This is a genomic window from Mesorhizobium bavaricum (assembly GCF_056781655.1).
This window is the reverse complement of the sequence record NZ_CM165566.1, coordinates 1500924-1523023: the sequence shown is the minus strand read 5'-3', so window position 1 is coordinate 1523023 and position 22100 is coordinate 1500924. Positions and strand designations below refer to the sequence as shown.

Annotated in this window: 22 protein-coding genes; 4 read left to right on the top strand and 18 right to left on the bottom strand. The window is 64.3% G+C overall.

The genetic code is table 11. The features are described from left to right. Window positions 1-53 precede the first annotated feature (53 nt). On the top strand, window positions 54-497 hold the full coding sequence (locus tag AC1RZR_RS07380) for a phospholipase A2 family protein (protein WP_481828120.1): 444 nt from the start codon (window positions 54-56) through the stop codon (window positions 495-497). After that, window positions 494-2653: a phospholipase D-like domain-containing protein gene (locus AC1RZR_RS07375; protein ID WP_481828119.1), complete on the top strand. Its 2160-nt coding sequence runs from the start codon at window positions 494-496 to the stop codon at window positions 2651-2653. The genes AC1RZR_RS07380 and AC1RZR_RS07375 overlap by 4 nt, the downstream gene beginning before the upstream one ends. A 5-nt stretch (window positions 2654-2658) precedes the next feature. Here AC1RZR_RS07375 and AC1RZR_RS07370 read toward each other — a convergent pair whose 3' ends face one another. The 10 genes from AC1RZR_RS07370 to rsfS all read right to left on the bottom strand — a co-directional run bounded on the left by AC1RZR_RS07370 (window position 2659) and on the right by rsfS (window position 12262). Next, the gene (locus AC1RZR_RS07370; RefSeq protein ID WP_379099866.1) at window positions 2659-3915 is read right to left on the bottom strand and encodes a D-amino acid dehydrogenase; all 1257 of its coding nucleotides are present in this window, start codon (window positions 3913-3915) and stop codon (window positions 2659-2661) included. Window positions 3916-4038: 123 nt separating this feature from the next. Continuing rightward, window positions 4039-4560 carry a GreA/GreB family elongation factor gene (locus AC1RZR_RS07365; RefSeq protein ID WP_481828118.1) on the bottom strand — a complete coding sequence of 174 codons (522 nt, stop codon included), beginning with the start codon at window positions 4558-4560 and terminating at the stop codon, window positions 4039-4041. Between the two features lie 35 nt (window positions 4561-4595). Then, complete coding sequence (gene rnk / locus AC1RZR_RS07360) at window positions 4596-5018, bottom strand: nucleoside diphosphate kinase regulator (RefSeq protein WP_481828117.1); 423 nt, start codon at window positions 5016-5018, stop codon at window positions 4596-4598. Window positions 5019-5293: 275 nt separating this feature from the next. Then, complete coding sequence (gene alr, locus AC1RZR_RS07355) at window positions 5294-6433, bottom strand: alanine racemase (protein ID WP_481828116.1); 1140 nt, start codon at window positions 6431-6433, stop codon at window positions 5294-5296. A gap of 171 nt (window positions 6434-6604) precedes the next feature. Next, window positions 6605-7126, bottom strand: coding sequence for an RNA pyrophosphohydrolase (locus AC1RZR_RS07350; RefSeq protein WP_477269076.1), 522 nt, complete (start codon window positions 7124-7126; stop codon window positions 6605-6607). Window positions 7127-7156: 30 nt separating this feature from the next. Further along, a complete protein-coding gene (locus AC1RZR_RS07345) occupies window positions 7157-8332 on the bottom strand; it encodes a divergent polysaccharide deacetylase family protein (RefSeq protein ID WP_481828115.1) in 1176 nt (391 codons plus the stop codon). Between the two features lie 194 nt (window positions 8333-8526). Further along, entirely contained in the window at window positions 8527-9858 is a 1332-nt protein-coding gene (locus AC1RZR_RS07340; protein WP_379099884.1) for a S41 family peptidase, read from the bottom strand. Between the two features lies 1 nt (window position 9859). Then, entirely contained in the window at window positions 9860-11191 is a 1332-nt protein-coding gene (locus AC1RZR_RS07335) for a murein hydrolase activator EnvC family protein (RefSeq protein ID WP_481828114.1), read from the bottom strand. Window positions 11192-11316: 125 nt separating this feature from the next. Continuing rightward, window positions 11317-11799 (bottom strand): 23S rRNA (pseudouridine(1915)-N(3))-methyltransferase RlmH, encoded by a 483-nt coding sequence (gene rlmH, locus AC1RZR_RS07330; protein WP_481828113.1) that lies wholly within the window; start codon window positions 11797-11799, stop codon window positions 11317-11319. Window positions 11800-11884: 85 nt separating this feature from the next. Next, the gene (gene rsfS, locus AC1RZR_RS07325) at window positions 11885-12262 is read right to left on the bottom strand and encodes a ribosome silencing factor (RefSeq protein WP_023678068.1); all 378 of its coding nucleotides are present in this window, start codon (window positions 12260-12262) and stop codon (window positions 11885-11887) included. A gap of 242 nt (window positions 12263-12504) precedes the next feature. On the opposite strand from rsfS, the gene AC1RZR_RS07320 reads away from it, so the two are divergent. Next, on the top strand, window positions 12505-13356 hold the full coding sequence (locus AC1RZR_RS07320) for a mechanosensitive ion channel family protein (protein ID WP_481828112.1): 852 nt from the start codon (window positions 12505-12507) through the stop codon (window positions 13354-13356). A gap of 83 nt (window positions 13357-13439) precedes the next feature. On the opposite strand, the gene AC1RZR_RS07315 is transcribed toward AC1RZR_RS07320, so the two are convergent. From AC1RZR_RS07315 to obgE, 5 genes are all read right to left on the bottom strand, one after another. After that, window positions 13440-14711: an MFS transporter gene (locus AC1RZR_RS07315; protein ID WP_481828111.1), complete on the bottom strand. Its 1272-nt coding sequence runs from the start codon at window positions 14709-14711 to the stop codon at window positions 13440-13442. A gap of 68 nt (window positions 14712-14779) precedes the next feature. Beyond that, window positions 14780-15367 carry a nicotinate-nucleotide adenylyltransferase gene (locus tag AC1RZR_RS07310; RefSeq protein WP_477269844.1) on the bottom strand — a complete coding sequence of 196 codons (588 nt, stop codon included), beginning with the start codon at window positions 15365-15367 and terminating at the stop codon, window positions 14780-14782. Between the two features lie 163 nt (window positions 15368-15530). Next, a complete protein-coding gene (locus AC1RZR_RS07305; protein ID WP_481828110.1) occupies window positions 15531-16817 on the bottom strand; it encodes a glutamate-5-semialdehyde dehydrogenase in 1287 nt (428 codons plus the stop codon). 3 nt (window positions 16818-16820) lie between these two features. Then, window positions 16821-18014, bottom strand: coding sequence for a glutamate 5-kinase (proB, locus tag AC1RZR_RS07300; RefSeq protein WP_481828109.1), 1194 nt, complete (start codon window positions 18012-18014; stop codon window positions 16821-16823). Window positions 18015-18018: 4 nt separating this feature from the next. Beyond that, window positions 18019-19050 (bottom strand): GTPase ObgE, encoded by a 1032-nt coding sequence (obgE, locus tag AC1RZR_RS07295; RefSeq protein WP_477269068.1) that lies wholly within the window; start codon window positions 19048-19050, stop codon window positions 18019-18021. Window positions 19051-19182: 132 nt separating this feature from the next. Between obgE and AC1RZR_RS07290 the strand changes: the two genes are divergently transcribed. Continuing rightward, window positions 19183-20052, top strand: coding sequence for an endonuclease/exonuclease/phosphatase family protein (locus AC1RZR_RS07290; RefSeq protein WP_481828108.1), 870 nt, complete (start codon window positions 19183-19185; stop codon window positions 20050-20052). 173 nt (window positions 20053-20225) lie between these two features. Here the strand turns inward: AC1RZR_RS07290 and AC1RZR_RS07285 are convergent, their stop codons facing one another. The 3 genes from AC1RZR_RS07285 to AC1RZR_RS07275 form a co-directional block, all read right to left on the bottom strand. Beyond that, window positions 20226-20813: a GNAT family N-acetyltransferase gene (locus AC1RZR_RS07285; RefSeq protein ID WP_477269066.1), complete on the bottom strand. Its 588-nt coding sequence runs from the start codon at window positions 20811-20813 to the stop codon at window positions 20226-20228. A gap of 120 nt (window positions 20814-20933) precedes the next feature. Next, entirely contained in the window at window positions 20934-21203 is a 270-nt protein-coding gene (gene rpmA / locus AC1RZR_RS07280; RefSeq protein ID WP_013529063.1) for a 50S ribosomal protein L27, read from the bottom strand. Between the two features lie 97 nt (window positions 21204-21300). After that, window positions 21301-21969 carry a 50S ribosomal protein L21 gene (locus AC1RZR_RS07275; RefSeq protein WP_481828107.1) on the bottom strand — a complete coding sequence of 223 codons (669 nt, stop codon included), beginning with the start codon at window positions 21967-21969 and terminating at the stop codon, window positions 21301-21303. Window positions 21970-22100: the final 131 nt, after the last annotated feature.

Genomic DNA, 22100 nt, shown 5'->3' with positions numbered 1-22100 from the left:
CGGTGGAATTCCTGCTGCGGGGTGGGACATTCAGAAAGCTGGCGCGGATAAAAATGCGAGCCGTTCTTGCCATCCTGCCGCTGCTTTTTCTTTCCGCTTGCGCCAATCCATGGACCAAGGTGCCGGAAGCCGAACTGCCCAGGCCGATCCGCTACGCCATGGCCCGCCCTTCGCCTTTCGTCTTCGGCAATTATTGCGGCCCCGGCACCCGCACCGGCGATCTGTCGGCACGCCCGGTCTCCCGTCTCGACGCGGCCTGCCAGACGCATGACGCCTGCTACATCGCCCGCCACAATCATTGCGACTGCGATGGTGCCCTCGTCGCCTCGGCGAAAGCGATACGCGACGACAAGACAGCTCCGCGCAAGATGCGCGGCGAGGCGGAGCTGCTGATTGCCACTTTCGCCATCCCCGTCTGCAAGGTGTTCCCGCAGGGCTTCATGCCGCCGCGCGACCCGGCACAACTGAGCGCCCTGAAGGCCGGGGCGACCGAGTGAACGGCCGCGCATCCATCATCGTGGCCCTGTTCGGGCTGGCGGTCCTTGCCGGCTGTGCCGGCTCGTCGGGCCGCAATGCCTGCGACCTGCTGCAGGGCCAGGAGGCCTGCGCTCGACCCTCGCTGTCGGCCACGACGCCTGGGCCGCGGGTCGCCGCCGCTCAATTTTTTGGCGACGCCGGCACTAGTGACTACGAAAAGCGATTCCTGGCGCTGCTCGCCCACCACCAGCTCGGCGCCATGGACCGGGCCAACGGCACCGGCCCTTTCGGTCATGACCGCCATGAGATCCGCAACAGCGATTTCCAGGCGACCTACCGGACGCTGCAGCACCTGGCCGGGCCGGTTGCCGAAACGCATCTGCCGCCGGTCAGCGGCGGCAGCGGCGATGGCCATTTCAACGGACGCTGGCGGGTGTCGCGGCAGACGCTCTACATCGATGCGGCAGCACGGCCTTCGGCGCCCAAGAGATTCGACTTTTCCGGCCTGCAGGCGCGCAGCGTCGAGATCGTGCTGCGCCAGGCGGGCAAGCAACCGGCCGACATCGAGGGCGCATGCGACGGCGCGTTGGCGCTCCGCGACGGCGCCGGTTCGCGAACCATTGCTGCGGGCACGGCATTCCGCTTTCGCCTGTCTGGCAAGGACGACACCGTCAGCCTGTTCCCCAGCGACAGCCTGAACCGCTGCACTGCCAGGATCCGCTCCAGCCTTGTGCCGGCCGGCGCGCCGCTCACCATCCGGCGCGAAGAGACCGCCGATCCGGCGCTCGCCGCCTTCGACAGCCGTTACGAGCGTTGTCCTACCCCCGACCCCACGGGCCTCGACCCGCTGAGCCGCGCCTTCTACGCCAGCCGCTGGCTGTCGCAGACCTGTGCCCTGCCTATTGGAGAACCGCGCCTGCTGCGCAAGTCACGCGACGGCTTCAACGCCAAGGTCGAGGCGCTGATGGGAGCACCGCTGTCCGACAGCGCCATCGACAAGGGCGATCCGGATCTGCCTCTCGACTTCTCAAAGGCGCCAAAGCTGAAACTGATCTATCTGTCCTCGCTCGAGTTCAAGGCGGATTTTTCCGGCCGCATCATCGAACGGCTGATCCGCCACCATGCCGCGCTCGGCACCAAGGTGCGCATCATGGTCACCGAAGTGCTGGAGCGCGACAAGGACGATGCGCTTCTGCACCGGCTGGCGGCAGAATTCCCCAATGTCGAGCTGCAGGAATATCGCTGGCGGGCGGATCAGGGCGCGCCGATCGACGAGCAGATCTCACAATTGCACAAGACCCACCACGTCAAGATGCTGGCGACGCTGGCTGATGAGCCCGGGCGCTCGCGCGTCATCATCGGCGGCCGCAACATCCATGACGGCTTCCTGTTCCACCAGCCGATCGATCTTTCGCGCCATCCGGACCTGGAGCAATACGGCAAGACCGATGGGTTCTCGCTGAACTACTATTCGAACTGGAGCGACTTCGACATCGAGTTCTCCGACCGGACCACGGTCGAGACGCTCGCGGCGCATCTTTCGACAGTGTGGCTGCGCGACGCTGACACCAACATCGCGCGGCCCTTCTCCATTCCGGTCCGGTCGGACGGCCGCCGCCCGTCAGGCACGGCGCGGCACTTCATCTCCGTGCCCTATGCGGATGGCCATGCGCTGGAGGATTATTTCGTCGAGCTGGTCGACGCCGCCCAGCACCAGATCCAGATCGTCAATCCCTACCTCAACCTGACACCAAAGCTTAGCCGCGCTTTCGACCGGGCGCTGGCCCGCGGCGTCAGGATCGACATTGTCGGCCGCATCGATCTCAAGGGCGATATCGGCGGCAAGTTCCTCACCGCACTCAACAAGCTGTTCGTCGAGAAATATGGCGACCGCATCGACATTCGCGAGTTCAAGGCACCCGATGTCGTTCTGCATTCCAAGATCATGATGATCGACGAAAGGCTGGTGGCCATCTCCTCGGTCAATCTCAACAACCGCAGTTTTTTCCACGATTCAGAGAACGGGATGATGGTGTTGGACCCGGCCTTCTACACCAGGATGAAGGCGATCTATGACGACTATCTCGCCCACTCCAACCCGGTCGCCACCAATGTGACGATCCCGTGGGCCTATCGGCTGCTGTTCGACGAAGACTGGGTCAGGCAGGCGTTCTAAATCCCCTATCGCAGGTAACGCTCCTGCGCGAGGTCGCGGACGTCGATGTCCGGCACCCGGCTCGAGATGATGTCGGCCAGCACCTTGGCCGAGCCGCAGGCCATGGTCCAGCCGAGCGTGCCGTGGCCGGTGTTGAGATAGAGATTGGAAAGCTCGGTACGGCCGATCAGCGGCGGACCATCCGGCGTCATCGGCCGCAGCCCGCACCAGAACGTCGCGTCCCGCATGGCGCCGGCGCCCGGAAAGAGATCGCCGACCGAGTGTTCCAGCGTGCGGCGCCGCGATTCGTGCAGCCTGAGGTCGAAGCCGGAAATCTCGGCCGTGCCGCCGACGCGGATGCGGTTCCCGAGCCGGGTGATCGCCACCTTGTAGGTCTCGTCCATCACCGTCGACACCGGTGCCACGGCGGCATCCTGGATCGGCACGGTGATCGAATAGCCCTTAACCGGATAGACTGGGATCGGCCGCTTCACCCGGCGCATGAACGCCGCCGAATAGCTGCCCATCGCCATCACATAGGCGTCGGCGGTCATCCAGCCCTTGCTGGTGCTGAGATTGGCGATGCGGTTGCGGCTGCGCAGCACGCGCCATACCGTCAGATCATATTCGAATTTGACGCCACGCGCCACGCACAGCTCGGCCAGCCTGTCGGTGAACATCTTGCAGTCGCCGGTCTCGTCGCGCGGCAGCCTGAGGCCACCAACGAATTTTTCGCGCACGCCGGCCAAACCCGGCTCCGCCGCGATGCAGCCGTCCTGGTCGAGGATCTCGTAGGGCACGCCATACTTCTTCAGCACCTCGACATCGCCACCGGTGCCGTCGAGCTGCTTTTGCGTGCGGAACAGCTGTAGCGTGCCCTGGCTACGCTCGTCATAGGCAATGCCGGTCGCTTCGCGCAGCGCCTTCAGCGTGTCGCGGCTGTACTCGGCCAACGGCACCATGCGCGCCTTGTTGATCGCATAGCGCTCGGCCGTACAGTTGCGCAGCATCTTGATCAGCCACGTCCACATATGCGGGTCGAAGGCCGGCCGCACCACCAGCGGGCCATGCTTCATCAGCAGCCATTTGATCGCCTTCAGCGGAATGCCGGGCCCTGCCCAGGGCGAGGCATAGCCGGGCGAGATCTCGCCGGCATTGGCGAAGCTGGTTTCCAGCGCCGGGCCTTTCTGGCGATCGACCACCGTCACCTCGTGGCCGGCTTCGGCGAGATAATACGCCGTGGTCACCCCGATGACGCCACCGCCCAGCACCATGATTTTCATCGTTCACTCCTTGCCGCGCCGCGCGTCCTTCAGGACACCCGTAGACGCGGCCGCATTTCCGATTTGCGCATGATCCTTTCCGAAAATCGATTCCGATTTTCGGGGCCTTGCGCTGTGGCTCGTTCACGCCGCCGAGGGACCGGGGTCGTCGTCTTCTGTCTGCCGCATTCCAGCCTTCGCGCCAAGAGGCCGCCTGTCGGCCGCGGCGCTGTAGACCAGGGTGAGCCCATGCGGTCGCCTCACCTCGGCCTGGGATTTCTCCTCGACCGCGCGCCGCGCAGCCTCCGGCTGATAAAGCACGGCCTTGATCAGGATCGACTCTCGCCTGCCGTCGGCCTGTTCGATCATGGCCGCCTGGCCTTGCGCCATGCCAAGCATGCAAAGCCCGCGCCTCGTTGCGATCGACAGGCTGGAGCCGACCGGTCCGCGCACCTCGTTTTGTACCAGGGTTCGCGTCTCGGCAGGGCCCGCGCCGATGCAAAACACCACTCTGCTGTTCAGCGTGACGATATCGGGTTCGACCAAATCGATCGGGACGAGATCAGCGTTTGAAAGCTTGTGTTCAAGCATGTCCACCATCGGATCCGCGAATGCGCGCCGACGCTCCAGCATGATTTCGAGGACGGCAAAGTCCTTCGTCGTCAAGCGACAATTCGCACCTTTCATCACCGCCTCCACGATCAGCGCCGCTGATGGCCGGAGGCGGGCGTGTCGACGGCTTCGACGGTCACCGACAGTTCCCTGCCGCCACGGCTGCTCCAGCACACCGCCTGCCCGACGGTTGCACCGATGAGCGCCGTGCCCATGGGCGTCAGCACCGAGATCTTGTTTTCAGCGATGTTGGCATCGCCGGGATAGACCAGCGTGATCCGCTGGAGGGTCCCGCTTTCGGCGCGGATTGTCACTGTCGAACCCATTCGCACCACGTCGGCCGGCATCGCCGCCGCTTCCGTGACGACAGCCCGGTCCATTTCCGAAAGCAACTCTTCGGCCGTCTCAGGCGTGCGGTCGAGCGACGCTCTCGCCAGGGCTGTCAGTCTGTCATGGTCAGCATCGCTGACCATGATCTGGCTCTGTGGACGCAGTCCTGTTGCATATTGCATGGCAAACCTCATGAATTGGCGCATTGAATGGATGCGCGCTTGCCGCCGTACGGACGGCAGCTTGATGAAAAGCCGGCAGCCGCGAGGGCTGTCAGGCTTGATGGCGGTGTTGGATGTATGGATGCCCCGGTTCGGACGGACGCCAAGAAGGCGGCCGCGCCGGGGCTACGATCCCGCGATCGGGCAGACCCTGAACAAGGTTCTGATATGGGCGAGGTTGCTCATGCACGAAACCTTGCCGACAGGCGTCCGCTTGTCAAGCGCGGCCAAACCGCTCAACCATCGACGTATCGCCGATGAAAGCGAGGTCCGAGGCTGGTCAGGATTTCGTAGCCGATGGTGCCGGCATGACCGGCCGCGTCATCGACGCTTTGCGAGGGGCCGAGCAGCTCGACGAGATCGCCTTCGCGGAGCTTGCCGGGTGGCAAGGCGGAAATGTCGAGAATGATCGAATCCATCGACACCCGCCCAAGGAAGGGCAACCGCACGCCCTCGAACCAGGCCGCGGACGCCGCGCGGCGATGCCAGCCATCGGCATAGCCGAGCGAAATCGTCGCGGCTGTGAGAGGAGCCGTGGTGCGGAAAATATGGCCGTAGCCGACACCAACGCCGGCCTCCAGCATGCGTGTCTGGACGACCTTGGCCTGCAGCCTTACCACCGGCAGCATCGGATTCGGCCTGGCCGGTGTCGGATTGATGCCGTAGAGCGCCGCACCGGGGCGGGCCAGATCATAGTGAAAGCGCTGGCCAAGAAAGATGCCGGACGAATTGGTGAACGAGGCCGGTGCCTCCGGCAACAGCTTGCGCAGCCGCTCGAACGCAAATCGCTGCTGCTCATTGGCCGGATGATCCGGCTCATCGGCGCAGGCCAGATGGCTCATTACGAAAAGGATGTCGATGCCGTCAAAGGCGCGCGGGTCGGCAGCGATGCGCTCGACATCCTGGGACGCCATGCCGAGCCGCGACATACCGCTGTCGACCTGGATCGCCGCCGGCAGTTTTCGGCCGGCGCGGCGGGCCGCCGCACGCCAGGCCGCCAGTTGTTCCGGGCTGTTGACGACGGCGCAAATGTTTGCCGCCACGGCGTCCGGCTCGGCACCGGGCGGAATGCCGTTCAGCACGAAAATGGAAGGGGCCGGCCCAAGCGAGCGGCGCAAGGCGATGCCTTCGCCGAGAAGCGCGACGAAGAAGTTCTCGCAGCCTTCGCGCAGCAACGCGGCGGCCACCTGGCTCGCGCCAAGCCCGTAGCCGTCGGCCTTGACCACGCCGGCACAGCGAACGCCCCCCAGTTGCGCTTTCAGCCGCCGGTAGTTTTCACGGATCGCGCCAAGGTCGATGGTGAGGATGGCGCCGGCCACCTCTTCGCTTGTGGCAGCGACGTCCTCGGGCAGCGACCTCTTGGGGGCGTCGTTCATGGCGACCCTTCTTGCGGGATAATGCATGTCGCCCAAAAAGTGGCCCCGGTTTGGGAGGACGACATGCATAAGACAAAGACCTAAAGCGCGTCGCTTGAATCCACGCGACGCGCTTAGACATCAATAGGACCGCCGGGCCGGCACGGCAACTGCGGTCGTTTCGCGTCGAGGCTATTGTACCAGGTGCCGGAACGCCGCCACCACGTCTTCATAGACATGGCGCTTGAACGGCACGACAAGGTCGGGCAAGTCCTGCATCGGCCGCCATGCCCATTTGTCGAATTCGGCGGTGTGGCCGCCTGGCGGCGGATTGATCTGGATCTCGCTGATATCGCCGTGGAAGCGGAAGGCGAACCATTTCTGCGTCTGGCCGCGATACCTGCCCTTGAAGGCGATCCCGACGAGGTGGTCCGGCAGATCATAGTTGATCCAGTCCGGCGCTTCGGCAAGCAGCGAGACGCCACGCATGCCGGTCTCTTCGAAGAGCTCGCGCTCGGCCGCCTGCAACGGCGCCTCGCCCTTGTCGATGCCGCCTTGCGGCATCTGCCAGAGCTGTGTTGTACCGGCGAATTCGCTGTCCGGTTCGGCGATGCGATGCCCGACCCAGACCAGGCCATCGGCATTGAGGATCAGCAGCCCGACACAGGGACGATAGGGCAGCGTTTCGCGGTCGACTCTTTTTGTCTTTGCCATCAGTCAATCTTCCAAGCCGTTTGCCGATGGCTAGCCTTTTTGCGGATCGATGGCCACCGCTGAAATCGGCACGATCTCGATGCCGCGCTTCTTGGCCTCCACCACCCAGGACGCCACCGTGTCGACCGTCACGTCGAAGGCCGAGCCGATGCCGACGGCAAAGCCTCTGGCGCGCGCGGTGGCTTCCAGCCCGTCGAGTTTTTTCAGGATGGCGCCGCGATCCTGTACGGCATCGATCGCCGTGTCGCCGGAGACGAAGGGCACCCCGTCCTTCAAAGCCAGGTCCGGCGCCAGGCTGCGCGCCGACGAGCCGTCATCGATGTAGGCCAGCCCGCGTTTGCCGAGCTCGGCCATGAACGGCTCCATCGCCGCCGCGTCGGTGGAGAAACGCGCGCCCATGTAGTTCATGACACCGGTGTAGTTCGTCGTCCGCGACAGCGCCCAGCGCAGGTTTTTCAAATTCTCGTCCGCGCTCGCCGCCACCGTCAGCGTGTTGCGGCCGGGGTTGATCTTCGGGTAGTCGAACGGTTCGAGCGGCACCTGCATGACGATCTCGTGGCCGCTCTGCCGCGCCGCCTGCATCCAGCGGCCGATGCTGTTGCCTTGCGGCGCGAAGGCCAGCGTCACTTCCGCCGGCAGTTTGGCGATCGCCGCCTGGGTGCCGGTCTGCGAAACCGAAAGCCCGCCGATGACGATCGCCACCCGCGCACCCCGCGCGCCCGACCAGGGCCGCGCATAGACGTCGAACGGCCGCCGGCCATCGGCTGCACGGACGGGCAGAGGCCCGGTTTCGCTGGCTTCGACCAGCGCCTTGTCGGGAATATGCGCGATCTTCAAATTCTGGCTGAGGGTCGACGGGTCGCGGATGACGATCGCCTTGGGCGGGCCATCACCCTCTTCCGTCTGCACATGGATGATCTGCGGCCCGCCTGTCTTTGCCGGCGCCTCCGGCTTGGGTGCCGCCACCGGAGCCAATGCGACCGGCGCAGCGGCGGGCTCGGCCGCCGTCACTTTCGGCGTCGACACGGCGACCTCTTGCGGCTTGCGGAACGGCTTTTCCCTCAGCGCGATCGCAGCCGAGACGCCGACCACCGCCAGCACGACCACGGTTGCCGCGATCGCACCGGGGCTCACCTTGCCGGCGGCGCGCGGCGGCCGGACGGTTTGTCCAAGCGGGCGTTCGATGTCCTTGCCTATGTCAGCCAAGCTGCATCCCCGGGCGCATGGCTCCGAAGATGAAACCTCTTCGAAAAGACATGCACGAATTCATCAATCCTGGCGCACCCCTGGCGCCACATTTCAGGGCTTCGCCTGCCCCGAATCAAACTGCCGGAACCTTTCGGTCCCGGCAGCATCGCATTGCTTCCATCAGGCGGCCAGCCTGTTGTCGGCCGCAACCCTTACTGGTTGAGCACGGCCTTTTCCGGATTGGGCGGAAAAGCCGGATCGGTCTTCTGGCCGCGCAGCAGCTGCTCGGCATAGATGAGCTGCAGATCGTCCTTCGGATCCGGCGGCACATAGGCCGCCGAGCCCGAACCGGTCGAACTCTCGTCGGCACCCTTGATATGGCCCTTGAGGTCGGATTCGCCGCGCGTCAGGTCTCTGCCCTGCAGTTCCGGCGGCAGCGGCTGGTCGACCTTGATGTCGGGCGTGATGCCCTTGCCCTGGATCGACTTGCCGGACGGCGTGTAGTAGAGCGCCGTCGTCAGCCTGAGCGCACCATTCTCGCCGAGCGGAATGATGGTCTGCACCGAACCCTTGCCGAAGGACTGCGTGCCGACCACCGTGACGCGGCGCAGGTCCTGCAGCGCGCCGGCAACGATTTCGGAAGCACTGGCCGAGCCACCATTGACCAACACGATCATCGGCTTGCCGTTGATGTCGTCGACCTGCTTGGGCTTGGCATCGAAGCGGGTGACGTCCTTCGGATCGCGGCCGCGCGTCGAGACAATCTCGCCGCGGTTGAGGAAGGCATCGGACACGCTTACCGCCTGGTCGAGCAGGCCACCCGGATTGAGACGCAGATCGAGCACATAGCCCTTGAGCTTGTCGTTCGGCACCTGCTTCTTGATGGTGTCGATGGCGCTCTCGAGGTCGTCATAGGTCTTTTCCGTGAAGGAGGTGATCTTCATGTAGCCGATGTCGTTCTCGACCCGGAACTTGACCGCCTTGACCTTGATGATGTCGCGCACGACCGTCAGTTCGATCGGCTTGTCGGCGCCCTGGCGCAGGATGGTGAGCTTGATCGGCGTGTTGACCAGGCCGCGCATCTTCTCGACGGCGTCGTTGAGGGTCAGGCCGCGGACCTCCTCGCCATCGATCTTGGCGATATAGTCACCGGCAAGCACACCTGCCTTGGCGGCCGGCGTGTCGTCGATCGGCGTGATCACCTTTACCAGGTCGTTTTCCATGGTGACCTCGATGCCGAGGCCGCCGAACTCACCCTTGGTCTGCACGCGCATGTCCTGCGCCTGCTCGGCGTTCATGTAGGAGGAGTGCGGGTCAAGCGAGGCAAGCATGCCGTTGATGGCGTTCTCGACCAGCGACTTGTCGTCGGGCGGCGTCACGTACTGTGCCCGTACCCGCTCGAAGATATCGCCGAAGATGGCCAGTTGCTTGTAGGTCTCCGACCCTGCAGCGTTCGCCGCCGAGCCGGGTGTGCCATAAACAAGGCTCATGGCGGACGCGCCCATCAGCGCACCGGCAAACAGAAGCGACAGTTTCCGCATCATTTCACGTCCTTCCAGAAAAACGGTCCGCCCACCATGGGGCCGGATCGACGGGTTTTCCATCCTTGCGGAACTCGACATAGAGTTCCGGTGTGGCATTTCCATTCTTCGAAACCGAGGTGCTCGCCACCCGGGCCTCTCCCATCGCGCCGACCGGCTCTCCTGCAAGCACTGACTGGCCAGTCGCGACGCTGATTCTGCTCATCCCCGCCAAAACGACATGATAGCCGTCGCCTGCGTTCAGGATCAAGAGTTGACCATAGGAGCGAAACGGCCCCGCATAAAGCACATTCCCATCCGCCGGCGCGGTGACGATGGCTCCCGATTGTGTCGCAACCATGTCGCCAAGCATCACCGCGCCGTTACCGTCCTCGGCACCGAATCGCCGTTTGATGCGGCCGGTGACCGGCAGCACGATCTGTCCCTGCAGCGCCGAAAACGGTGCCGCCGCTGTAAGTTGATTGCCTTCCGGCACCGGTAGCGACGCCAGATCGGCCGGCGCCGCTGTCTTGTCGCCATCCGCCGTCTTCAGCTCGGCGGCCTTGGCGGCATCCGCCGCCTTACGGCTCTTGTCGGCTTCGAGCGACGCGATCAGTTCCTTCAAGCTGCCAGCCTTGGCGGCCAGCGCCTCGGATCGCTGCTTTTCTGCGGCGATTTCCGTTTGGGTGTCGGTTTCAAGCTTCTGCTTGGCCTCCAGCAGCATGCCGAGCCGCTTCTTTTCCGCCGTCTGGTCGCCAACCGCCGCCGTCAGCCGCGCCCGCTCGGCCTCGATCGAGGCCGTCACCCGCGACTGTTCCTTGAGATCGGTCAGCAAAATATCCGTCTGCTGGCGCAGTTCCGGAACGACGGCGCCGAGCAGGATGGCGCTGCGCACCGAGGACAGCGCGTCCTCCGGCTTGACCAGGATCGCCGGCGGCGGGTTGAGCCCCATGCGCTGCAGGGCACCCAGTACCTCTGCCAGCACGTCGCGTCGTGCCATCAGCGAGGTGCGGATCTTCTGTTCCTGATCCTTCAGCCCTTCCAGCCTGGCGCCGATATCCTCGATGTCCTGGCCGAGCTTCTGCTCGGTCATTGCCGACTGGATCAGCGCGGCAGTGATCGAGGCATGATCCTTCTTGATCGTCGCTATGTCTGCCGAAAGCTTGGCCAGGCGCTCGGACGAGAGGGTGATCTCCTTCGCGACCTGTTCGTATTCGGCGCGGCTCTGGTCCGGATCGGGGGCAAGGTCGAGCGTGTTCTCGGCTCGCGCCGCGTGCAGCGACAGCACGAGCATCGCCGCCGCGATGCAGCAGCGCGCGCGCCATGAGCTCGTCCTTGATTTCCAGTCTTCAGACATTGAAGCCCGACTCTATGCGTGGCTTCGTTAACGAACAATCAACCATGTTCGGAGGCCCCGTCAATTGGCGTAGTCTGGTGCGGCATTGGGGCGGAAATCCGTGTGTGTCGCGCCAATTCACCGGTTTACGAACGATGATAGGGATGGCCGGACAGGATGGTCGCGGCCCGGTATAACTGCTCCCCCAGCATCACGCGCACCAGTTGGTGCGGCCAGGTCAGCAATCCGAATGACATCACCAGTTCGGCTTGATCGCGCAGCGGCTGATCGTGCCCGTCGGCACCGCCAATGGCAATGACCAGCGCCTTGCGGCCGTCATCACGCAGCTGGCCGATGCGGCCTGCGAAGTCTTCGGACGAAAAATTCTTGCCGCGTTCGTCAAGCAGGAATAGCGAGGTGCCGGGCTGCAGCTGCCCCTGCAGCTTCTGGCCTTCCTCGCGCCGGCGCTCGTTGGCGGTCTGGGCGCGCCCCTCGGCAATTTCGGCCACGCCGGCAAATTCGAGCCCCACCGCCGGGCCGCTCTTGGCAAAGCGCTCGAAATAGCGGTCGGCGAGCTGCTTCTCGGGGCCGGCTTTCATCCGGCCCACGGCATGAACTGATATCTTCATCCTCGCCCCTATAAGCCGCTAATGCATGTCACCCAAAAGTGGGAACCGGTTTCGGGACGATGACATGCATCAAAACAAAGACGGCTTAGTGGAGGGTCTCTTCCTCGAGATCCGGCGCCTGCCACATCTTTTCGAGATTGTAGAAGTCGCGGACTTCGGGACGGAAGACATGGACGATGATGTCGCCCGAATCGATCAGGACCCAGTCGGCGCCTGCCAGCCCCTCGACGCGCGCCGTGCCGAGACCGGCATCCTTGAGCGCCTTGAGCAGGTGATCGGCGACAGCCGAGACATGACGGTGCGATCGACCCGACGCGACGACCATATAGTCGCCGAGGCTCGATTTCCCCTGAATGTCGATTGAGACGATGTTTTCGGCCTTGGAGTCTTCCAGACTGGCAAGGACTGTCTTGATGGCACGGGACACGGCGTCGTTTACGCTGATCCCGGCCGGCGAAGGCATGATATCGGCCTTCTTCCGCAGTGCTGTTCTCAGTGTATTTCCTTTCGCAGCAAGAACAACCAAATCACCCACAAAAACAGGTGACGCCTCTTAGATAGGCAGAGTTCCGTTGCAGTTTCAAGACGGCGCCCTGTCGCGCACGAACGTATTGTCGGTCCCGCGGTTCCGCCGCATGCGCGAAAAGATCGGAACCATGGCCGTCCGCATGGGTTATCGGCTCACCGACCAACCGGATTTTCCCCATGCCGATCGACCCTCAAAACGCCCTTCTGACCGTCCAGGCCGGCCTCGCGCAGCTCAGCACGCTGATCGTTTCCTACGCCTTCTCGGCCATCGGTGCCGTCATCCTTTTGATAGTCGGCTATATCGTCGCCGGACTTGCCGAGCGTTCCATCTTCGCGGGCCTCGGCCACATCCATGGTTTCGACGCGACGTTGCGGCATTTCTTCTCCAAGATCATCCGCTATGCCATCCTGATCCTCGTCACGATCATGGTGCTCGGACAGTTCGGCGTGCAGACGGCGTCGATCATCGCCGCGATCGGCGCCATCGGTCTCGCCATCGGCCTGGCGCTGCAAGGCACGCTGCAGAACATTGCCGCAGGCATCATGCTTCTGGCGCTGCGGCCGTTCCGCATCGGCGAATTCGTCGAGGTCGGTTCGATTGCCGGCTCGATCGAGGAGATCGGCCTCTTCGCCACCAGGCTCAGGGCCGCCGACGGCGTCTACATCCTGGCGCCCAATTCGACGTTGTGGAACCAGCCGGTGCGCAATTTTTCGCGCAACGGCGTGCGCCGCGGCGACATTACGCTCTCGATCGGCTCCTGGAACGACATCGACCGCGCCCAGAAGGCGCTGCTTGCCATTGCGGTCGCCGAGCGCCGGGTCAAGCGCGACCCGGGGCCGATCGCGTTCGTGGCGACCCTTGGCGAAAGTACCGTCTCGATTTCACTGCGCTACTGGACATCGTCGGCGGATTTCTTCGCCACTCAGGCCGACCTCACCAAGCGCGCCAAGCAGGAATTCGACGCAGAAGGCATATCGATCCCGCTGCCGCCACCCGAAGCGCCGGCGCCGGAAGCCCGCCGGCAATAAGCGTGGGTACCGGTTTTCGAAGAAGATCATGCTCAAACCATCCCGGTCCCACCGGGATGGGCTCAATTGCCCCGATGCCGGGCCTACTCGTCCGGCGCGAAGGCCAGTTCGACCGGCAAGGGCGCCTGCGCCGTCATCGGCGCGAAACTGCCGGTTTCGGCGGCTGGAACAGCCTGCGTCGTCACCACGCGCAAAAGCACGAACAGACAGAAGGCGCAGGCGATGACGATCGCCACATAGATGAAGGCCTGCGTCCCGAAGACGGCCGACAGCGCGGTGACGATGCCGGGCACGATGAAGCCCGAAAGCGACCAGGCGAACAACAGCGAACTGGACAGCGCCACCATGTCGTCCTTGCCGGCGCGGTCGGCGGCATGCGCGCTGGCCAGCGAATAGATCGATTCCGAGGCGCCGTCCCAGACGATGTAGATCACCACCAGCGCCGCCAGCGCACCGCCGTCGAAACCGAGCGCAAACATCCCTGCCGCCGCGGCGAGCGCTGATGCGGCGATCAGCACGTAGCGGCGGTCGGTGCGGTCGGAAATCCAGCCGAGCGGGATCTGCAGGATCAGCGTGCCGACCGGCATCGCCGAAAGCAGCAGGGCGACGTCTGCCTGGCTGTAGCCCTTGGCCGTGGCGTGGATCGGCGCGAAGCCGGCGATCGACATCGACAGGCCACCGACTGCAAGCATGCCGGCAACGCCGACCGGTGAAATCCGCCAGGCCCGGCCGAGCGCCACCGAGGCCGCTTGCGGTGCCGGCGGCTGAGCAAGCCTGGTCAACCCCACGGGCAGGATCGACAGCGCCGTGAAGGCGATGCCGATCAGCGGCGCGTCCGCGGTTCTGATGTCGACAAGAGCCAGAGTCGCATAGCCGACACCAAGCCCGGCGACATAGGCAACGTAGAAGAACGCCATCACCCTGCCGCGGATGGCATTGGCAACCGCATCGTTCAGCCAGCTCTGCGCGACGATGAACAGGCCGCATATGGCAAAGCCGTAGAGCGCGCGGGCCGCGATCCAAATCAGCGGATGCGGGCCGGCACCGACGGCGGCATTGGCCAGTGCGATCAGCGCCGACAGCACCATGAAGGCGCGGGCATGGCCAACCCTTCGCACCAGCGGTCCAGTCAGGATACAGCCGGCGAGGCCGCCGGCCGAAAGTCCGGTGATGATCAGCCCGGCCCAGGTCGGATCGAAGCCCTCGGCGCCGAGCCGGACCGGGATATAGGCAAACATCAGCCCATTGCCGACGGCGATCAGCGCCATCGACGCGATGACGCTGGCAATCGCGATCAGCGGCGTGGGCTCATCGCCCTGCCCGGCTTCGGTACGGTTTTTCCTGGGAATCGACATGCCTGCTCAGAATTGCCCATGAAACGGGCAAAGGAAGCGATAAAAGCGACATCGCCAGGCGAGCCGGCTCAACCCTTCGCCAGTTTGCGGATCGCGCTCGACGACAGCGACGAGCGCGGACCGTGGATGAAGGTCCAGGCCGGCGCCTTCATGCGGGCGAGCCTTGGCGCATCGCCTTCGTCGACGCGGGCATAGTCGAAGGTCTTGGCGACGACCGACGACAGGAACGACAGCGTCGCGCCTGGACGGTCGATGACGGCGATCGGGAAGGTCATGACGATCTCGCGCCAGCGCTGCCAGCGATGGAAGTCGCGCAAGCTGTCGGCGCCCATGATCCAGACGAAGTCGACGCCCGGATTGCGCGCCTTGACCAGCGCCAGCGTGTCGGCGGTGTAGCGGACGTGACGCGCCGCCTCGAAGGCGGTGACCTTGATCTTGGGGTTTTTGGCGATCTGCTCGGACAGTTGCAGTCGCTCGGCCAGCGGCGCCAGTTCGCGCGTGCTCTTCAGCGGATTGCCAGGCGTCACCATCCACCACAGCTGGTCGAGCGCCAGGCGCCTGAGCGCAATCTCGGCGACCAGGGCGTGGCCGGCATGCGGCGGATTGAACGAGCCGCCGAACAGGCCGACGGCCAGCCCTTTTTCGGCATGCGGCATTTTGAGATAGTGGGAGGAAATGAGGTCCTTGCCCTCCCCCTTGTGGGGAGGGTCGATCCGCGAAGCGGAGCGGGGTGGGGGCGTTGCAGAGTTCAGCGTTATTCCCCCACCCGGCTCGCTGTGCCCGCCACCCTCCCCACACGGGGGAGGGTAAGACAAGTTTTCAAGGCCTCACCTGTCCCGACCCGCGCACGCGGTATTTGAACGAGGTCAATTGCTCGACCCCGACCGGTCCGCGCGCATGCATCTTGCCGGTGGCGATGCCGATCTCGGCGCCCATGCCGAATTCTCCGCCATCGGCGAATTGCGTCGAGGCATTGTGCAGCAGGATTGCCGAATCGATCTCGTTGAAGAATTTTTCGACGGCTCGCGCATCTTCGGCGACGATCGCCTCGGTGTGATGCGAGGAGAACGTCTCGATATGGTCGATCGCACCGTCGACGCCGTCGACCAGCTTTACCGCGATAATGGCGTCGAGATACTCCGTCACCCAGTCGAGATCGGTGGCAGGCTTGGCGTCGAAGAATGCCTTCAGCACCTCGGCATCGGCATGGATTTCGCAGCCGGCCGCGCGGAGTGCGTCGAGGATCGGCACCAGATGCGTCGAGGCAACGGCACGATCGACCAGCAGCGTCTCTGCGGCACCGCAGACGCCGGTGCGCCGCATCTTGGCGTTGACGGCGATCTGCAGCGCCATGTCGAGCTTGGCGGAGCGGTCGATGTAGAGATGGCAGATGCCTTCGAGATGGGCGAACACCGGCACCCGCGCCTCGCTCTGCACCCGCCCGACAAGGCTTTTTCCGCCGCGCGGAATGATGACGTCGAGCGTGCCGCCAAGCCCCTTCAGCATCTCGCCGACAGCGGCGCGATCGGCGGTCGGCACCAGCTGGATGGCATCTTCGGGCAGGCCGGCGGCCTTCAATCCCTCGACCAGGCAGGCATGGATGGCGGCCGAAGAATTGAGAGAATCCGAACCGCCGCGCAGGATCACCGGATTGCCCGCCTTGAGGCAGAGCGCGCCGGCATCCGCGGTGACGTTCGGCCGGCTCTCATAGATGACGCCGACGACGCCAAGCGGCGTGCGCACGCGCTCGATGTGCAGGCCGTTCGGCCGGTCCCATGCGGCGATGACGTCGCCGACCGGATCGCGCAGTCCGGCGATTTCCCTGATACCGTCGGCCATGGCGCGGATGCGCGCCGGGTTGAGCTTCAGCCGGTCCATGAAGGAAGCGGAAAGCCCTGATTCTTGGCCATTCGAGACATCGATGGCGTTGGCGTCGAGAATGTCCTGCTCACGGGTGACGATCGCTTCGGCCATGGCGACAAGTGCGGCGTTCTTGGCGGCGGTCGTGGCGATGGCCAGCGGTCGGGCGGCAGCGCGGGCGCGGCGGCCGATATCGGCCATCAGCGCCACGGTGTCATCCCCGGATTTTTCATGCAGCTTCAGCATGGCTCATCCTCCGCTCGATACTTCGTCACCAGCCCGTACTTGGTTGCTGGCCAGCGCTTGGTCACCGGCCCGTACTTGGTCACCGGAATGGCTCACCACAAGGTCGTCACGGTGGATCATCGCCGAACGCGCCTCGTAGCCGAGCACGGTTTCGATCTCGGCCGTCTTCAGGCCTGCGATCCTTACGGCATCGGCGGCATCATAGGCAACCAGCCCGCGCGCGATCTCGCGGCCCTCGGGCGACAGGATCGCCACCGTATCGCCGCGCGAGAAATTGCCGCTGACCAGCTTGACGCCGGCCGGCAGCAGCGACTTGCCCGACAGCAGTGCGCCGATCGCGCCGGCATCGACCGTCAGCCGGCCGGCAGGCTCGAGCTGGCCGGCGATCCAGGTCTTGTAGCCCTTGACCGGATTGCTGCTCGGCCGGAAGAAGGTGGCGCGTTCGCCGCGTTCGATCGCCATCAGCGGCGACAGCCGCGTGCCCGACGTGATGATCATTGCGGTGCCGGCGGCGGTCGCGATCTTGCCCGCATCGAGCTTTGTCCGCATGCCGCCACGCGACAATTCGGACGCGGCCGCTCCCGCCATCGCCTCGATGTCGGGCGTGATGCGGTCGACCACCGGAATGAACTTTGCGCTGGGGTCACGCGCCGGCGGTGCGGTGTAGAGCCCGTCGATGTCGGAGAGCAGCACCAAAAGGTCGGCGCCCATCATCGTCGCCACGCGAGCGGCCAGTCGGTCATTGTCGCCATAGCGGATTTCGGAGGTCGCCACCGTGTCGTTCTCGTTGATGACCGGCACCGCCTTCATCTTGAGCAGCGTCGAGATCGTCGCCCGCGCGTTGAGGTAGCGGCGGCGCTCCTCGGTGTCGCCGAGCGTCAGCAGGATCTGGCCCGACTTGAGCGCCCCCTTGCCGAGCGCATCCGACCAGGCGCCGGCCAGCGCGATCTGTCCGACGGCCGCCGCCGCCTGGCTCTCCTCGAGCTTCAAGGCCCGCTTGCCGAGGCCGAGAATCGTGCGGCCAAGCGCGATGGCGCCGGACGAGACGACGAGGATTTCAGCGCCACCCTGGGCGAGCACCGCAATGTCGTCGGCCAGCGAGGCCAGCCAGTCGCGCTTCAGGCCGGTCGTGCGGTCGACGAGCAGCGCCGAGCCGATCTTCACGGTGATGCGCCGGTATCTCTTCAGCGACTGCATGGCCCTACTTGTCCCAGCGCGTCTCGATCGGGGCCGATATCTTCGCACGCGCCTCGGCCACCACCGCCATCAGCGCCCGCAGCACCGCTTCGACGCCCTCGCCGGTGACCGCCGACAAAAGCATCGGTGCGCGTCCGGCGGCGCGCTTCAGCGAGGCGACCTTCTTCTTGCGCGCATCGGCGTCGAGCGTGTCGACCTGGGAAAGCGCCACGATCTCGACCTTGTCGGTCAGGCCATTGCCATAGGCATCGAGTTCGGCGCGCACGGTCTTGTACGCCTTGCCCGGGTTTTCCTCTTGCGCCGAGACCAGATGCAGCAACACACGCGTGCGCTCGACATGGCCGAGAAAACGGTCGCCGATGCCGACGCCCTCATGCGCGCCTTCGATCAGGCCGGGAATGTCGGCGATGACGAACTCGCGCGCATCGATGCGGGCAACACCGAGGCCGGGATGCAGCGTCGTGAACGGATAATCGGCGATCTTCGGCTTGGCCGCGGTAACGGCGGCCAGGAAAGTCGACTTGCCGGCATTGGGCAACCCGACCAGCCCCGCATCGGCGATCAGCTTCAGCCGCAGCCAGATGTTGAGCTCTTCGCCCGGCAGGCCGGGATTGGCCCGGCGCGGCGCCTGGTTGGTCGAGGTCTTGAAATGCTGGTTGCCGAAACCGCCATTGCCGCCCTTGGCGAGCAGAAAGCGCTGGCCGACCACGGTCAGGTCGCAGATCAGCGTTTCGTTGTCCTCTTCGAAGACCTGCGTTCCCGCCGGCACTTTCAGCGTGACGTCGGCGCCCTTGGCGCCGGTCATGTTGCGGCCCATGCCATGGACACCGGTCTTGGCCTTGAAATGCTGCTGGTAGCGATAGTCGATCAACGTGTTCAGCCCGTTGACCGCTTCCAGCCAGACGTCGCCACCGCGGCCGCCATCACCTCCGTCCGGTCCGCCGAACTCGATGAATTTTTCACGTCGGAACGACACCGAACCGGCACCGCCGTCGCCGGAGCGTATGTAGACTTTGGCTTGATCGAGAAATTTCATGGGCTTGTGGAGTTTCTGCTAGTGGCTTTGCGGCATTGCTCTAAACCTTCGGCTTTGCTCTAAACCAAGGCGCGGCGAAGGGCGAGGCCGTTTTGTGACAATGGCCGCGAGGGATCGGCCGGAGATGCCGGAATGAAGCTTGTAACCTACAACATCCAGTACGGCATCGGCCTTGATGGGCAGTACAATGTCGAGCGCATCACCGACGCCGTGCGCGGCGCCGACGTGATCGCGCTGCAGGAGGTGACCCGCAACAACCCCAGGAACGGCGGCCGCGACATGGTCGCCGAGATCGGCGAGGCGCTGCCCGACTATTTCGCCGTCTATGGCAGCAATTTCGAAGCCAACATCGGCTCGCGCATCGAGAATGGCCGCGCCATCACCACGACCTTCCAGCTCGGCAATATGGTGCTGTCGAAGACGCCCATTCATCTGTCGCGCAACCTGCTTTTGCCGCGCAGCCGCAGCTTCGAGATGATGAACTTCCAGCGCGGCGCGCTGGAAGCGCTGATCGAGACGCCGTTGGGTTTCATCCGCTTCTATTCCATCCATCTCGATCACCGCAGCCCGGTCGAACGTGCCAGCCAGATCCAGTTCCTGCGCCAGCGCATGTTGAACTATGCGCTCGAAGGCGGCGCCTTGTCCGGCGTCGCCGAGATCGGCCTGCCGGAATTGCCGCATCCCGAAGCCTTTGTCGGTATGGGCGACTTCAACATGCTGGCCGGATCGCCCGAATATGTCGAACTCGCCGGCCGGCCGGACCATGAATTCGGCATGCCGCTGACCGCCGACTTTGCCGTCGATGCCGCCTTGCGCCTCAACGTCACCGGCGACGACCTGGTCAGCTGGGTCGACCCCAAACAGCCCGCCAATGCCAGCCGCCACAAGCGCATCGACTATGTCTTCACCAGCGCTTCGCTTGCCAGATCGCTGCAGCGTCTGTGGGTCGATCGCCAGGCCGTCGGTTCGGACCATCTGCCGGTATGGGTCGAACTGGGCTGATTTTTTCAAACCTGTGATTTCGATGCGACGCGAGGTGCGTCGAGATTCAGGTCAGGCCGAGCCGAGAATGGTGGCTTCCGAGAACCGGAACGGAGCGTACTTAAAGTACGTGAGCACCGGAAGCGCAGGAAACCGCCATTCGCAGGCCGGCATCACCTGAATATCGATACACCTCAAAAATGCACCCAGTTCCTGAGGCTGGTCCAGGTCTTCCTGTCGAGCCGGTAGCGCTCGACCGGCACCTGGCCGGCGACGATCGAGTTCAGCATGCCCTGGCCGGCATACTGGAAGCCGCACTTGTGGATCACCCGGCGCGAGGCCGGATTGATGACCCGTGTCGAGGCATGCAGCACCTGGATCGACGTCTTCTGGAAGGCGAGGTCGACCAGCGCGTGGGCGGCTTCCGTCGCATAGCCCTTCTTCCAGTGTGGCTCGCCGATCCAGTAGCCGAGCTCCAGCCCGCGATCGGTGGTGTTGAGACCGGCACAGCCGACGAAGGTGTCGGTGCCGGCCAGCGTCAAGGCATAGGCGATGCCGGCACGGCGCGACTTCGCCATGGCAAGGAAGGCGCGTCCCTCGGCCTCGCCATAGGGGTGCGGCATGCGGGCCAGCATTTCGGCGACATGACGGTTGTCGGCAAGCTCGACCAGTTGCGGAATGTCGTCTTCGCGGGGCGCTCGCATCACCAGCCGCTCGGTGACCAGGACCGGGCAGTCTATCGCGTAACTTTCGTCGTCGGTATCTTCCGCTTCGGCAACCATTTGAAAGTCCTCCAGGCCAAGAAAAAGGGGAGATGGAAACCCATCTCCCCTGATCCTTTTCCTGGCTTTGCCAGACACCGGTTCCCGAGATGGGGCGCCGGTGTTCTAGTGCGGAACCGGCTACTCCGCGGCTTTGGCAATCGGGTTGACCGATACGTAGGTTCGGCCGTTGGCCTTTTTGTTGAACGTCACGGCGCCGGTCTCGAGCGCAAAAAGGGTATGGTCCGTGCCCATGCCGACATTGACGCCGGGATGCCACGTGGTGCCGCGTTGACGAATGATGATGTTGCCCGGGATGACGGCTTCGCCGCCGAACTTCTTCACGCCCAGACGCTTGGAATGCGAGTCGCGACCGTTGCGCGACGAGCCGCCAGCTTTCTTGTGTGCCATCTAACTAACTCCGTTGCGCCGCAAGGCGCCTAAAAGGCCTTATGAACGCGTTCGCGTTCCGTTTCAAGTCCGATCCGGCGACCTGATCGCCAGAAAATTACTTCGCCGCCAATTCCTTGGCCTGCTCGCGCCAGTCCTTGATCTGGTCGGCGCTGAAGGGCATGTGCTCGTCGATCTTGGCGACATCCTTGTCGGTCAGCTTGGCGAGCTGCGCGAAGGTGATGATGCCCTGCTCGGCGAGGTCCTTGGCTGCGACCGGGCCGATGCCCTTGATCACGGTCAGGTCGTCCGGCTCGCCCTTCGGCGCCTTGAACAGCGGCGCTGCCGCGGTCTCGGCTGCCTTCGCCTTGGGCTCCTTCTTCGGCGCGGCTTCCGCCTTCGCTTCAGTCACGGCCTCTGCCTTGGCTTCCTTCTTCGGCGCCTTGACCGCTGCCGTCTTCGTCGGCTTGGCACCACCCAGCAGGATCTCGGAGATCCGCACGGTGGTCAAAAGCTGGCGATGGCCGATCTTGCGGCGCGAATTCTGCCGGCGGCGCTTCTTGAAAGCGATGACGGTGCGGTTCTTGCCCTGTTCGACGACTTCGGCGGTGACCACCGCGCCATCGACGAACGGCGCGCCGAACGTGACATTCTCGCCCTCTCCATGCGCGAGAACGTGGCCGATCTCGACCATATCGCCGACATTGGCTTCGACTTTTTCGATCTTCAGGAGATCGTTGGCGGCAACGCGATACTGCTTGCCACCCGTTTTAATGACTGCGAACATTTTTTGCCTTTCGCTGTTCGGTCGGCCTTGATGAACCGCCTCTGGCGGTTCGGCCGTCTTTTTGTCAGTCTGCGGGTTCAAAAAACAAGCGGCGCGGAAGAACCCTCCACGCCGATTGCGCGCTGTCCCTA